Annotated in this window: 13 protein-coding genes; 5 read left to right on the forward strand and 8 right to left on the reverse strand. The window is 42.0% G+C overall.

Features of this window, described 5'->3' with window-relative positions; genetic code table 11:
* Positions 1-243: 243 nt before the first annotated feature.
* Positions 244-801, forward strand: coding sequence for a PhnA domain-containing protein (locus tag R7D93_RS16200; RefSeq protein ID WP_005376350.1), 558 nt, complete (start codon positions 244-246; stop codon positions 799-801).
* Between the two features lie 185 nt (positions 802-986).
* Here the strand turns inward: R7D93_RS16200 and R7D93_RS16205 are convergent, their stop codons facing one another.
* The 3 genes from R7D93_RS16205 to R7D93_RS16215 form a co-directional block, all read right to left on the reverse strand.
* Entirely contained in the window at positions 987-1,178 is a 192-nt protein-coding gene (locus tag R7D93_RS16205; RefSeq protein WP_005376351.1) for a hypothetical protein, read from the reverse strand.
* Positions 1,179-1,457: 279 nt separating this feature from the next.
* The gene (locus tag R7D93_RS16210; protein ID WP_064354768.1) at positions 1,458-2,477 is read right to left on the reverse strand and encodes a TerC/Alx family metal homeostasis membrane protein; all 1,020 of its coding nucleotides are present in this window, start codon (positions 2,475-2,477) and stop codon (positions 1,458-1,460) included.
* A 622-nt stretch (positions 2,478-3,099) separates the two neighbouring features.
* Positions 3,100-4,842, reverse strand: coding sequence for a bifunctional metallophosphatase/5'-nucleotidase (locus R7D93_RS16215; protein ID WP_225495940.1), 1,743 nt, complete (start codon positions 4,840-4,842; stop codon positions 3,100-3,102).
* A gap of 268 nt (positions 4,843-5,110) precedes the next feature.
* Here R7D93_RS16215 and R7D93_RS16220 point away from each other — a divergent pair, with 268 nt between their 5' ends.
* Positions 5,111-6,745, forward strand: a complete 1,635-nt coding sequence (locus R7D93_RS16220) for an ATP-dependent endonuclease (protein WP_213965239.1) — start codon at positions 5,111-5,113, stop codon at positions 6,743-6,745.
* A gap of 153 nt (positions 6,746-6,898) precedes the next feature.
* Here the strand turns inward: R7D93_RS16220 and R7D93_RS16225 are convergent, their stop codons facing one another.
* Together R7D93_RS16225 and R7D93_RS16230 are read right to left on the reverse strand one after the other, a co-directional pair.
* A complete protein-coding gene (locus R7D93_RS16225; protein WP_017634175.1) occupies positions 6,899-7,381 on the reverse strand; it encodes a DUF1097 domain-containing protein in 483 nt (160 codons plus the stop codon).
* Between the two features lie 228 nt (positions 7,382-7,609).
* A complete protein-coding gene (locus R7D93_RS16230) occupies positions 7,610-8,515 on the reverse strand; it encodes a LysR substrate-binding domain-containing protein (RefSeq protein WP_005376369.1) in 906 nt (301 codons plus the stop codon).
* Positions 8,516-8,816: 301 nt separating this feature from the next.
* Here R7D93_RS16230 and focA point away from each other — a divergent pair, with 301 nt between their 5' ends.
* Positions 8,817-10,274 (forward strand): formate transporter FocA, encoded by a 1,458-nt coding sequence (gene focA / locus R7D93_RS16235; protein ID WP_318129515.1) that lies wholly within the window; start codon positions 8,817-8,819, stop codon positions 10,272-10,274.
* Positions 10,275-10,411: 137 nt separating this feature from the next.
* Here focA and R7D93_RS16240 read toward each other — a convergent pair whose 3' ends face one another.
* The 3 genes from R7D93_RS16240 to R7D93_RS16250 all read right to left on the reverse strand — a co-directional run bounded on the left by R7D93_RS16240 (position 10,412) and on the right by R7D93_RS16250 (position 11,934).
* Positions 10,412-10,981 carry a YceI family protein gene (locus R7D93_RS16240; protein ID WP_017634178.1) on the reverse strand — a complete coding sequence of 190 codons (570 nt, stop codon included), beginning with the start codon at positions 10,979-10,981 and terminating at the stop codon, positions 10,412-10,414.
* On the reverse strand, positions 10,978-11,517 hold the full coding sequence (locus R7D93_RS16245; RefSeq protein ID WP_042520838.1) for a cytochrome b: 540 nt from the start codon (positions 11,515-11,517) through the stop codon (positions 10,978-10,980). Before R7D93_RS16245 ends, R7D93_RS16240 begins: the two co-directional genes overlap by 4 nt.
* Positions 11,518-11,691: 174 nt before the next feature.
* Complete coding sequence (locus R7D93_RS16250) at positions 11,692-11,934, reverse strand: DUF2164 domain-containing protein (protein WP_042520836.1); 243 nt, start codon at positions 11,932-11,934, stop codon at positions 11,692-11,694.
* A gap of 183 nt (positions 11,935-12,117) precedes the next feature.
* On the opposite strand from R7D93_RS16250, the gene R7D93_RS16255 reads away from it, so the two are divergent.
* Positions 12,118-12,750: a hypothetical protein gene (locus R7D93_RS16255; protein WP_005376385.1), complete on the forward strand. Its 633-nt coding sequence runs from the start codon at positions 12,118-12,120 to the stop codon at positions 12,748-12,750.
* 187 nt (positions 12,751-12,937) lie between these two features.
* Positions 12,938-13,726, forward strand: a complete 789-nt coding sequence (locus R7D93_RS16260; RefSeq protein WP_042520834.1) for an EAL domain-containing protein — start codon at positions 12,938-12,940, stop codon at positions 13,724-13,726.
* The last annotated feature ends 17 nt before the right edge of the window (positions 13,727-13,743 follow it).

The raw sequence follows: 13,743 nt of genomic DNA on the forward strand, positions 1-13,743 counted from the left end.
CTCTACATTTACCTCTTTTAGGCTTGTAATCGTTGTAGAAATTGACACAACTAATTCATAAGCCAAAACAATTAATAGTGTCTTTTATACTTCCGTATTATTTATTTAGCGAATATTTTACATCTTCACCTTAATCAGGTTGGAGTATTGTAAAATCTAGTCTTTAATTCGCTAACACCCTTTTATTTCTCAGGATAAAGTGGATAATACCGCCACAAAATAACATTACTAAGGTGAGTCCTTATGTCTATTGAAGCTACTCTGCTTGCGCGCTGCGAGTCAAAATGTGAACTGTGTTCTTCTGAATCTCAACTAACTGCATACGCTGTCCCACCTCACGGTAATGTGACGGTTGATACTGCCATCATGGTTTGTGATAAGTGTCTGGGTGAGATCGATGAGCCAAAAGACATTAACCACTGGCGTTGTCTAAACGAAAGCATGTGGAGCCAGGTTCCTGCTGTACAAGTGACTGCATGGCGCCAACTCACTCGCCTAAACACAGAAAGCTGGGCTCAAGATGCTCTTGACATGATGTACATGGAAGAAGAGCAAATGAACTGGGCAATGAAAGGGATGTCTGCTGACGATAAAACGGTTGACTGTAACGGCACTGAACTTAAGAAAGGTGACGATGTAACAGTAATTAAAGACCTACCAGTAAAAGGCACTAACCAAGTAATCAAACAAGGTACAGTGATTCGTGGTATTAGCCTTGGCGATGATCCAAAGCTAGTTTCGGGTAAGGCAAATGGTGGTCAGTCGATGTACGTGATCGCAGAATACTGCCGCAAGAAGTAATATCGCACTTCAGTCATGTCAAAACGGGGCACCAATGGTGCCCCGTTTTTCTATACAACACTTAATCTACTATCATGTCTACCTCCTCTAGAGTGTTTCTTTTCTAGGGCGTAGGTTGAGTAGGCATGTTTTACAAATAAAAAAATACCGGCTCATAGGCCGGTATTTCTTACACTATTTCAATATTAACGGTACATACCGATGTCTTTTTGAATATGTGCTGACAAGTCTTCTGCGTAGTAACTGCGTGGCGCAGTGTTATCTACAAATAGAATGTCCAGTAAGTGAGCAATCAGTCCTTTGAAGTTAACCGCGTAGGTTTTCTTATCCATAGAGGTTGGTAAAGCTACATTTGTCATTTGCATTGCTTGTGCCATGATTGCCTCTCTTTAAAAGCAGTAGTCTGTTTAGTTGGTTGTATATTAGTCAGTTTCTTATTGTTTAAGAAATGACAAATTTTACCCATTCAAATTAGAATTTCTAATAAAACAAACTCATTACAAAACTCAAAAATACAAATGAATAATAACGGCATAAATAATCACAATTGCTGTAATTACATTGAATAACTGAACATTACCTGCATAATCGCCCCTTAAGCAACAACATATATTTAACAATATTTTTCGTTATTTCTTTTGATTTTAGTGCTTACTTTATATTTTTTGATTAGTAATATTAACGCTAGTTTGACGCTTCGCTTTATTTTTTAGGAGTGATGCCACCACTGCCGATGTCATCACAACAACTAAAAATGTGAGAGACCATGTTGTCGGAATCTCATATTCTGTTCCAACCAATAGCATTTTTACCCCGATAAACATCATGATTACTGATAATGCTGGTTTTAAGTACACAAACTTGTCTAACATTGCTTGAAGAACAAAGTACAGCGATCGCAAACCCAATAATGCAAATACGTTCGCGGCTAAGACTAAAAATGGCTCTCGCGTTACCGCGAATATAGCTGGTATAGAATCCAACGCAAACATAACGTCCATTACTGCAATGACACCAACAACGATCAGCATCGGTGTTGCCACCCACTTACCAGCTTGCTTTAAGATTAAGTGATTTCCTTGGTAGTCATCTGTAACTGGCAATACCTTTCGAATCAACTGCTCCGGATATGGATTAACCTCTTCTGCTTCGCCTTTGTCGCGAGCTAGCTTAACACCTGTCCAAATAAGGAAAGCAGCAAATAAGTACAATACCCAGTGATACTGTGCAAGTAACTGAGCACCAACCGCAATCATGACAGCGCGTAAAACTAGCGCACCTATCACCCCCCAAAGCAATGCTCTCGGACGCAAGTGCTCCGGCACACTGTATTGTGCAAAGATGATGGCAAACACAAACAAGTTATCCACGCTTAGCGACTTCTCTAGTAAGTAACCAGTTAAGAATGAAATCGTTGCTTTGTCGTTCGTATAAGCGCTATGTGGCGCGTAAAAGTCCCAGAATAAATAAATAGAACCTGCAAAAACAAAGGCAAGCAAGAACCAAAAAACACTCCAAACGATGGCTTTTTTCATCGTGATAACGCCACCACGTGTTTGATAGATATCAAGCGTAACAAGAACAAGGGTAAATAAACCAAAAGCACCATACATCGCTAATGATTCTTGAAGAGGCACCGATTGGCTCAATTGGGTGGTATTTTCGATAAGAGACATATTTCCTCCCATGGCGGAAGGACTTCGTTTGGTGACCTTCCGCAGACAATAACAACCAACAGCCACATAACGATTATGTGCTGCTAGTCAATGAATGCGTTGGTCTCGTTGAAGTGTTGACGTGAATGAACCACGTAACACCTTTACTTACCGGATAAGCTGATGCTTAACGAGATGACGATAAGTAAACTTGCGCTAACTACTCCCCAAACGCCGACATAATAACGCCGAGCGTCAGGCTTTCCAACAAAAAAGCCTTGTCTTATCGAAATAAAATTCTTATCAAAAATCAGGAAGCACTATAAAAAGAAAGAAATGGATTCAACCACCTGAACTTTAGTAAACAGACAAAAAGCAGCAAATGGCTCAAGACAAACTCTTCATTGGTTAGAGCCCTAACGGGGAAGATAGATACAAAAAAGGAGCATTACTGCTCCCTTTTGTAACATCCACATTCTTAGCAATTCAAAAGCCGCTTAGAGGCACAAAGTAGACCAGTGTTGACCAAATTGCGATCCAGGCAACCACGACTGCCGTATCTGCCCAATCTTTATTCCACATACTGCCACCCTCATCAACCCATGTAGTAAGTGGAGAGCAGCAAAATCAATACCAGTATCTATTATCGACGTCGCTTTGTGTAAAGTTTGTGACTTTGATTCAAACAGTTTGGCTCATCGGTCAGGAGTTCAATAAAACAATCAGCCATGGACAAACTGGTCACACGCCCTTCTCCTTTCATCTCCTGCAATGCGTCATACCCCTCTTTCCCTTTCATCGTATAGGCAGAAGAAGTCCCTCGATACCAAGCATCATCTTGAACACAAACCCATTGTTTGCCATCAAAAATCACTAATGATTGAACTCTTTCACCTTTTGGGGCATCTGCGTGGTACTCGAAGTTTAAATTGTAAGTGTACGGATAACTGCCAGATCCAGTGCCTTCTACGCCATTGTTGAGTGCATTATTTATCGCGCCTTCAAGTGCACAGCGAATAGCACTGCCTTTTACATCGTAAAAGCCGATAGGAACGGCAAAAGGCAACAGCCGTCCGGCAATGTCTGCCACTGTGATGTTGCCAGGGTTCAAAGAGGTTCGCACGCCACCCGCATTATGAATTGCAAATTGAACGTCATATCCACGTTTGTTTAAACAGTGCAGAAATGATCGGGCAACGGAGGAAGCCAACTCACTCTCACCAAATTCATCGGGAATTCTCACATGACGCTTTTTGGTGTCAACACTAGCAATGACTTGTGACTGTAACTGCCTGACCTGAGGAATATATTTATCGCTCAGGATCGCTTGAGTTTCCGGGTGTTTCTTACAAACCACGACATTCGGTTGACCATGGATGAAGTCGCACGCGGTTTCGAATACACCTTGGTCGAGCTGTTGGTTTAGCGTCGAGTCCCAAAAAATACGTCGACCAAGCAACAGTTCATTTTGTCCACTCAACATCGTTGCTTTACCGTGTTCATCAAACTCAATGACGCAGTGCCCCATTGTCAAAGCATGGAAACCCGCTTGCACCACATAGGTATCATTAATTTTGATACCGTAGGGATCGTCTTGTCCTAACCCTATTGATGAAAAATCACCTTGCAACCGGTGGCTGTGTCCACCAACAATTATACCAATACCTGCGACTTGCTCAGCTAACTCTAAATCACCTTCATAACCTAAGTGGCTCAGAAGAATAATATTTTTTATACCTGATGAATGGATTTGTTTTACGGTCGCCTTGGCGGTTTCAATTGCTGAGTGAAAAGGCGTGTCTGCATCAGGGTTTGCGATGTCGCTCATTTTATCTATGGATAATCCGAAAATCGCGATCCGCTCACCATGGAATTCTTTAACAATGTATTGAGCGCTCTGTGTATCCGGTTGGTAACTATATACATCCTTGCAATCACTGATACGGTGAGGTTTTTTAAGTGATTCATTGGATAAATCCCAGTTGCCAGCAAGCAATGGGAACTGAGTACGTTGGCAAAACAATGCAACTGGCTCATTCCCCATATCTAATTCATGGTTACCTAACGCCATTGCATCAATCTTTAATGCGTTCAATAAGTCGGCATTGGCTTTGCCTTTAAATAGTGAGAAATACAGCGTGCCTTGGAAGCAATCTCCGGCATGGAGGAACAACATCCCATGACCTTGGCGCTGAGCATCATCTCTTAACTGCTCGACTCTGGTTGCGATACGAGAAAAGCCGCCAGCACTGACATAGGGTTCTAGCATGAGTTCATTGTTTATCTTAAGCTTTAACTGTAATGACGTTGGTTCAAAGTAGGAATGTGTGTCATTGATGTGTGCCAGTTTGATTCTCACTGGCTTATGATTGTTATTCATCTTCATCTTCTCTTTTTTCATTCCTTATAATAATAAGAAGTGAATCATGACAGAATCATGAATTTTATGAAACTGCGATTTAGGATTTCATGTTTAAGTGATCACGATGCTGTCCCCCAGCTTTGAAAGCAAGCCTCGCTTGTAACGGTCTCTATTCAGTAAGAGGCTCTCGTAATTTTGTGAACTGAGCTTAACTCAAAAATTCCGAATTCATATATGCTTAGGAGTAGCAAAATAACTCTCGATAATTCAAATAATTGCAAGGAGGATTGAGATGAGACTAGAACGCATCGAAATCTCCGGGTTTAGAGGCATCAAACGCCTTTCACTCTCTTTTGACGAACTCACCACGCTTATCGGTGAAAACACGTGGGGCAAATCATCATTGCTCGATGCCCTTTCCATCGCACTACCTGCCAATGGCTCATTGTATCAATTCAAACTGAAAGATTTTCACGTTGACTACTCAATTTCTCATCCACAAACACAACACTTACAGATCATTGTTTGTTTTAAAGCACAGGATAAAAACGAAGTAAAAGCGGGACGCTACAGACGCATAAAGCCTACATGGTGCACCAACGAAGAGGGTGAGCAAGTCATTTACTATCGTATTAGTGCGTCTCGCGATGAGCACGGCATTAATACAGAGTACGCGTTTTTGGATCATAACGGCAAACCCAAAAAACTTCACCACTCAGAGAAACTCGCTATTGAGTTAATGACACTTCATCCTGTAATCCGACTACGTGACTCCCGACGCTTCCCAGATTTAAACCATGTCAACGGCGATGGTAAAAATGCTCGGATTGAAAAACGAATCAACAACACCTGTCGACGCTTATTGGCTATGCCTGGCCATGTGAATAAAGGTGAGATTCGTAGTAGCCTCGACTCAATGCAAACGCTTGTTGAACACTATTTTGCGTTCAGAAGTGTCAGTAAAGGTAACCCACGCAAACCTCGTGATGGTCTTTTCTATACAAGCCCTTCCTCTGATAAAGGTTTGAGTCAGTTCTTGAAAGAAACCAATGACAAACAAAGCCGCTTGCTTTTAATGGGGTTACTCAATGCCTATCTTCAAGCTAAAGGCCCCACCGATTTAAGGCGCTGTGCGAGACCAATACTGATCATTGAAGATCCAGAAGGTCGACTGCATCCAACTCATCTAGCGAGAGCGTGGTCCTTATTGCAATTGTTGCCAATGCAAAAGATATTAACCACCAACAGTGGCACGTTACTCGGTTCTGTTCCACTGTATTCAATTCGACGTTTAATTCGGCTATCAGACAGAACCATCGCTAAGAGTTTAAACTCAACAAAGTTTGGTCGAGATGAGTTGCGCCGAATTGGTTTCCATATTCGTTTTCATCGTTCAGGCGCATTATTTGCGCGGTGCTGGTTACTTGTTGAGGGCGAAACCGAAGTTTGGCTTTTTCATGAACTGGCTCGTCAATGCGGGTATGACTTGGCTGCCGAAGGGGTTCAAATCGTTGAGTTTGCTCAATCAGGTCTAAAATCACTCATCAAAGTAGCAAAAGAGTTTGGTATTGATTGGCATGTCGTTACCGATGGCGACCCAGCAGGGAAAAAGTACGCGCATGCAGTGCGAGCACAGCTCGACCATGATCAGGAAAGGCATCGACTTACGGAGTTACCCGACCGAGACATCGAGCACTTTCTGTACAACAATGGTTTTGAACTTTTCTTTAAGGACATCATCAAAGTTCCTCATGACCACCCTATCCCTGCTAAAAAAGTCGTAAATCGTGTTTTGAAAAAACATGCAAAACCGGACTTAGCTTTGGCTATTGTTTCTCATTGTGAAGAGAAAGGCATGGAGTGTATTCCTGTTCTTCTGCGCTGGACACTTAAACGCGTTGTTACCATGGCCAACGGCAATACATGAGTTAGACGTATTTTACACTCAGCGTATTGTCTTGTAATACAAAAAAAGCACACCAATTTGGTGTGCTTGTATCAAACATCATTAATTTTGATTAAGGGTATTGAGAGGGATAAAACTCAATACACAGTGGATACCAATAAGATCGGGGGTTCACTACTGTGCTTGCTCAGCAAGCGAAGAAGAAGTAGCGGTTGATTTCGTATGCAACCATAGCCCTGTCGCTTTCATTAGATAGCCAAACACACCACCTAGCAACAACGATGGAATGACAAGTTGCCAGTTTCCGTCAGCCGCAAATGTTGCGCATGAACCAATAAAAGTACCAGGGATGTACGCGAGCCAAGCCTGTTTAGCTTGAATACACATGAAGAATGCCACAATAGCGGTAATCACATAGCCAATAATTTCCAACCCCACGTAAGTGGAACCGTGAATAATTACCATTGCCCAGAATACGCCTGTCATATTGGTGATTAAGCTGATGCCTAGTCCTTTCAATCCGCTCGTTGGCGCTGCAAAGTAGCTCGTGCAACCTAAAAAACCAGCCCAAGAAAGCAAACCTAAAGAGATGGCGATCCAACCCCATACGCCAGATAAAATTCCAGTAGTGATAGAAATAGCTAAAAGTGTCGTCATGGTAGTCATACCTACTCGGCTATTATCGTACCTATATGGTTCAATAACTGCCTTCATACATTGAAATCAAGGACACATGTTAGATACATCAGCTCAGCTTATCGGTGATACTGATCACAATAAGATATTATTATTTTCACAATTTACATTAAAAGTTTGACGCAACCGATAAATCAACAGATTTTGTGAATAAACCCAACTCATCTCGTAGGCATGTTTAATCAACCTTTAAAGAACTGAAGGCTTCCCTTTCATCATTCGCAGCCCCTCTCTTTTAATGCAGTCGACTAATGGGTTTTCTGCCATATCTGAGCGCCATATAAATGAAAGCGTCCTTTCCATTTTTAACTCAGGTACATTTAATGCCACAAGATGACCTGCTTCTATATATCGCTCTACATCTAAATACGGTAAGCAAGTAAGGTACTGACCATTAGCAACTAAACTACGTAACACCGGAACGTGTTCATACTCGCGCCACACATCCAAATCTTCAATAAGGTGGTGAATGGAACTATCAAATGTTTTTCGTGTGCCAGAGCCATGCTCTCTTAGTACCCACTTCGCTTGCTCTAACTGCGCAAGGCTAACAGACTGATTACGCGCAAAAGGATGATGAGAAGCTGCGACAACAGTAAGATGATCACGACACCATACTTCTTGGTGTAAACGGTTATCATCACAGCGCCCTTCAATAATCCCTAAGTCATACTTGTAATCTAATACCCCATCAATCACCCCTTTTGTACTTTGTACACCGAGGGAAATACGCATTTCTGGAAAGTCATTATCAATGATACTGATAAGGTCGGGAACTAAGTGCTCTGCTGGGGTTTGACTCGCTCCCATACGAATCTCACCACTCAATAAATGTTGCTCATAGAAGCCCATTTCAATCTGCAATGCATCTTGTAGCAAGCGTTTTGCTTTTGGTCGTAACCACATCCCCCAATGGGTTAACGCCATTTGCTTGCCTTGCCTCTCAAACAACGGCCTGCCAAGCATCTTCTCTAATTGCGCAAGCGACATACTCGTCGCTGATTGTGTTAAAGCCAATTTTTCTGCGGCTTGGCTTACACTGCCGGTATCTGCAACTGCGTCGAAAACCGCTAATTGCTTAAGTGAGTAGCGCAAAGTGTCCTCCATTATTAGTGGGTATTTCCCAATCCCCACAATTGTTAAAGCATGCCCCAATAAGCAATAGAGTTCATTTTACCTAGCCCCGTAAAGTTATCAATTAATTTGATGAGGTTTCTAAATATTATCAATTTTACCTTACTAACCGTTCTCCCTATTCTGAGTATGCGGTTCGGGAACACCGCAAGCCTCAATGGTTTTGAAACCGAAGTCATTGAGGCTCTTAATAAAAACAACAATTTCATTTTTGAGTTAATAACCAAGGATTTTTTATGCGATTACAAATTAAGGAGTCAATATGGCGGTGACCAGTTTTCAAAATCACCAGTATTTTTCTCCAAAAGAGATAATGGTTGAAGCGGAAAAATTTGCGTTAAGTAAGGCAAACAAAACCAGCAGTATGACATTAAGCCTCGCCATTATGGCCGGCGCGTTCATCGGGTTAGCATTCTTGTTTTACATCACGGTGACCACCGGCAGTACGGGCGCTGGTTGGGGCTTGAGCCGCCTAGCTGGTGGACTCGCATTTAGCATGGGATTGATCCTCATCGTGATCTGCGGTGGTGAATTATTTACCAGCTCCGTCCTATCCAGTATTTCTTGGGCCAATAAGCAAATCTCGTTCGGTAAGATGCTTTCGATCTGGGGCAAAGTTTACGTTGGTAACTTTATTGGTGCGATGTTCCTACTTGCGTTGGTTACTGCTGCTGGTCTTTATCAGATGGATGGCGGTCAATGGGGATTAAATGCGCTTAACATCGCACAACACAAACTTCACCACACTCTCATTCAAGCGTTTGCACTCGGTATTCTCTGTAACCTGTTGGTCTGCCTAGCGATTTGGCTGACATTTAGTTCTGCAAATGCAATGACAAAAGCAGCAATGACAATTTTGCCTGTGGCAATGTTTGTCAGCAGCGGTTTTGAGCACTGTGTTGCGAACATGTTTATGGTTCCACTTGGTATTGTTATCGCGAATTTTGCACCTGAATCTTTTTGGGCATCTGTCGGTGTGCCCGCGTCACAATACACAGACCTAAACATTAGCCACTTTATTACCGCTAACTTAATTCCTGTCACGCTTGGCAACATCGTCGGCGGAGCGGTATTAGTTGGCCTTTCAAACTGGTGTATTTTTCGCCGACCAGAACTAAAAGCAGCGAATATTTCTTCTATCACTACAACTACAACTACAACACTGTCGTCAGTTAAGGATTTCACCATGAAAAATGCCTCTTTTGTTAAAGACATTATGAACCAAAAACCAGTCACCATTCGTGCAGAAACGCCAATTGCAGCCGCGCTGGATGTGTTACTTGATAACAACGTAACTAGCGCACCTGTTGTAGACGTACAAAATCGATTAGTTGGCTTCTTCTCTGCTCACGATGTGATGGTAGAACTATGGTGTGAGGACTACATTCCGGTGAAAGACCAAAAAGTCGTCGACATCATGAGCCGAGATGTGGTCGCAATTGACGCTGGTGATCGCCTCGTTGATGTTGTGGAATTCCTATGTATCGATAAAGAGCAGTTGTACCCAGCGAGCAGTATGGGTATTGCCACTCGCTTGACGTCTTTGTCTCTCGAAGAACGCGCTAAAAGTATCAAAGTAAGTAAGCCACAAGTGCTTCCTGTGCTTGAAAATGGGCAGATGGTCGGGGTGGTTACTCGTACTGAAGTATTAAAAGCACTACGCCCGATTTTTGGTGAGCGTTTAAACCTAGTGGAAAAAAGCGAGTTAGAAACAGCGTAATTCGCTAAACATTTACAACGTCTATTGGCTTTCAATCGCTATCACTGACTGGTTTATCGATGTTAGTGATGTGATTAAGATAATAAAAAAGCGCTCTTCAAGTGAAGAGCGCTTTTAGTGTATCTAAAAGGAACTAATTACTTCTTAATACCTTCGATATGAAGTTCCATATCGACGTAGCTTGAAGCACCCATTACTGGGATGTCAAAGTCAGCAAGCTCTAGGCGAGTGTTGCCAACAAAGCCAGCGCGCTCGCCGCCCCATGGGTCACTGCCAGCACCAACGAATTCAGCCTCAATAGTAATAGGCTTAGTAACACCGTGTAGCGTTAGATCACCAGTTACATCTAGTTTGCCATTGCCTTTATCAACCACTTTTGTGCTCGTAAAGGTTGCTTCACTGTATTTACCAGCATCGATGAAGTCACCACTACGAATGTGTTTGTCACGTTCAGCATGGTTTGAATCTAGGCTGGTTGTATCAACAACAACATTTACTTTTGAGTCAGCAATGTTGTTTTCATCAAAAGAAAAGTCACCAGAAAATGTATTGAAACGACCTTTGATGAAACTGTAACCCAAGTGGCTAACTTTAAAGTTGATTGAAGCGTGAGCACCTTTGGTATCGATGACATAATCTGCAGCTTGCGCACCAAATGGCAGTGCCATAGCGATAGCTAATCCTGTAGCGAAAAGTGACTTTTTCATTTTGAAGCTCCTAACATTTTTCTTAATGTGTTGTCTTTATCGATAAAGTGGTGTTTTAGTGCAGCAATAGCATGTAAGCCTGCAATCAGGATGACTGCCCAAGCTGCATAGAAGTGAATCTCACCTGCAATATCTGATTGGCCTGGGAATAACTCTCCCGCTCCTGGCACGGTGAACCAATTAAACACTTCGATGCCGCGTCCATCAGACGTTGAAATGAGGTAACCTGAAACAAAGATGGTGACCAATAGTAGGTACATGACACCATGCGCTGCTTTAGCAGCAAGCACTTCGTAACGTTTGCCTTCTACCTTTGGTGACGCCGTCACATGTTTCCATACTATGCGTACCAAAGTTAAAATAGCGAGTAAAATACCGACAGAGCGATGGTAATGCGGCGCAGTTCGATACCATTCGCTGTAATAGCTAAGGTCGACCATCCACAAACCCACTGCAAATAGACCAATAATGCACAGCGCTGATAACCAATGCATCACGCGTGCAGTAAGGTTGTAATTCTTTACCAGTGTATCCATCTCAAGTTCCTAGATATATTCCTAAGTTAATGCTGAGCAAGAAACACTACATTAACCTATTTACGTCATATGAAACAGATTATTTACCATCATTTACATCCAGCCAATGGTACCGTATCTATCAAGTTGTTCGAATTTTTTGAAGGAACTTTAAATCGTTTGTAAAACTGAAACTTACAGCTTAATTTCTTGTTCTATCTCATACAGCTCTTCGGAAACTTCTAACATTCTGCGTTCAACCAGTAACTTAGCATCTTCAACACCCTTGTTATAATAAATTGGTCCTAGTTTTTCTGTAATAAAATCAATTAGAAACTCACTATCGAACTGGCCAATTTCAACATCTAGCTCGTCTTGCATGTAATCTTGAATGGCGGTGGCCAACGCCTCTTTTTGTGCGCGTTCTAGCTTTATCATTTTTTCCCTTTCAAATTTTTGTTCAACTTCTGCTTCTTTCGTATTGCTCTATTAAAGATTAAACACGGTCATTTGTGAGAAATTTGGTGTTTAGATCAAGAAGTTGCCGAAGTAAATTAGTCTATTCTCAAAAGACTATGCTAACCTTTTGCAGTTCGTTTTGTAATTATTAAGGGATATTCTTTGCTACTCGACCTAGTTATTCAAAGTGTTAATGATTTTCAAGACGACTGTCTTAAGCTGTGTGAAAAGCATTACCCTGCGGTGCATAACCAAGGCATGAGTGAGCATCATCTTGGTCTCGCGTTTTCAAGAAGGATGGAACATACTTTTCGTCACTTTGGATACAACTGCGTGATAAAGCCAATCGAAGTGTTGGATTCTCCAGACCTTCCCCATCACTATCGAATTTCATCCGACATCGGCACTGTCTGGGTTCTGAGTCACCATATGGTCAGTGCCGGAAAATCTTGCCGGGAAAACTTACTCTCATCAATTACGGAATGGCAGAGTGAATATGGCTATGCCTTACAGCCTAATGACCTACTCTTTTTAGTTTGTGATCATTGGATAAGTCGCAGCAAAACGAGCCGAGAATTGCTTCATTGGTGGATGGGGGAACTACCCGATCAGATCAACGAATACACAGAACAAGGAATCACACTGTACACCAGCGAGTCGCAACTCACGCAATCGTTGGACACTCGATTCGGTATTAGCCCTTGTTACATTAAGTTTGGGCATCCTTTACGGCGTTCGAACAAACAGCAGTTAGTCAGAAAATATTTGCAGTTGTATGCCGTACTGCAATGGTAGCATCAAATTGAAGTGCTGAGATTATCAATTATTTCATCAATTTGTTTGATATCACTCGACAAAACTACCCATCCATTACCATCGTTCTTGCTTGAGTTAATGAGCACACTTAGATTCATTGCCAATGAAATAGAAAAATTAGCGCGATAACGCTGATGTTGAGACATTGATTTAGGTTGTGGTAACAATGATGAGCATCTCGCAACTACTTAGTTGCATCCGGAAAGAAGCCGACGGGCAGTATATTGCGAAATACGCGAACTTCACTCTCCGCAGTGTCTTTCAACCCATATATAAGAACGATATTTCCATCGTTGGCCTTGAAGCACTGGTAAGAATTAGCAATGCCAATGGCACCATGGTTAGGCCAGATCAGTTTTTCCAATCCAAAGCGACTCCCACTCAAGATTTGCTCAATGTTGAACGCTTAAGTCGCCTAATCCATATCAAAAATTTCTCTCAGTCTCGCTTTCACACAAAACAATTGTTTCTCAATGTATTACCGGTAGCGGCAGAGATACTAGTCAAAGACATCACTTATAACCGACTGCTAAAACAAACCATTTATGAATCGCATTTGATGAATGAACAAATCGTCATGGAGTTACTTGAATTGAAGGTGGAGGATGAACTCTCTTTGTCTCAAGCTGCTCGGGAGTTAAGTCTTGAAGGATTTAAATTAGCGATTGACGATTATGGCGTCAATGCATCGACAACTGAGCGAGTGAGAAGCGTTTGCCCAGATATAATCAAGATGGATCGCTCTTTATTGCTAAGGTATGAAAACGGTGATTTTAAAGCGCTTAACGATGCATTATCACTCGCAAAAGCGTTATGCTCTAAAACCGTTATCGAAGGAATTGAAACCGAGCATCAACTTCGCTTAATGAAAAAGCTCGGTTTCGATATGTATCAAGGGTACCTACTTGCTATCCCCCAAACGTTAGACGTCTATGAAGAGGCAAAAACAGCCTGACTATGTAAGAACAAAAG

It is taken from the genome of Vibrio sp. YT-15 (assembly GCF_033337445.1).
In the GTDB taxonomy this organism is placed as follows: Bacteria; Pseudomonadota; Gammaproteobacteria; order Enterobacterales; family Vibrionaceae; genus Vibrio; species Vibrio alginolyticus.

Excerpts from the sequence above, each read along its gene's own strand:
- R7D93_RS16250 (WP_042520836.1), bottom strand. The coding sequence starts at position 11,934 with ATGATAAAGCTAGAACGCGCACAAAAAGAGGCGTTGGCCACCGCCATT.
- R7D93_RS16260 (WP_042520834.1), top strand. The coding sequence starts at position 12,938 with ATGATGAGCATCTCGCAACTACTTAGTTGCATCCGGAAAGAAGCCGAC.
- R7D93_RS16215 (WP_225495940.1), bottom strand. The coding sequence starts at position 4,842 with ATGAAGATGAATAACAATCATAAGCCAGTGAGAATCAAACTGGCACAC.
- R7D93_RS16200 (WP_005376350.1), top strand. The coding sequence starts at position 244 with ATGTCTATTGAAGCTACTCTGCTTGCGCGCTGCGAGTCAAAATGTGAA.
- R7D93_RS16205 (WP_005376351.1), bottom strand. The coding sequence starts at position 1,178 with ATGGCACAAGCAATGCAAATGACAAATGTAGCTTTACCAACCTCTATG.
- R7D93_RS16210 (WP_064354768.1), bottom strand. The coding sequence starts at position 2,477 with ATGTCTCTTATCGAAAATACCACCCAATTGAGCCAATCGGTGCCTCTT.
- R7D93_RS16240 (WP_017634178.1), bottom strand. The coding sequence starts at position 10,981 with ATGAAAAAGTCACTTTTCGCTACAGGATTAGCTATCGCTATGGCACTG.
- focA (WP_318129515.1), top strand. The coding sequence starts at position 8,817 with ATGGCGGTGACCAGTTTTCAAAATCACCAGTATTTTTCTCCAAAAGAG.
- R7D93_RS16245 (WP_042520838.1), bottom strand. The coding sequence starts at position 11,517 with ATGGATACACTGGTAAAGAATTACAACCTTACTGCACGCGTGATGCAT.
- R7D93_RS16220 (WP_213965239.1), top strand. The coding sequence starts at position 5,111 with ATGAGACTAGAACGCATCGAAATCTCCGGGTTTAGAGGCATCAAACGC.
- R7D93_RS16225 (WP_017634175.1), bottom strand. The coding sequence starts at position 7,381 with ATGACGACACTTTTAGCTATTTCTATCACTACTGGAATTTTATCTGGC.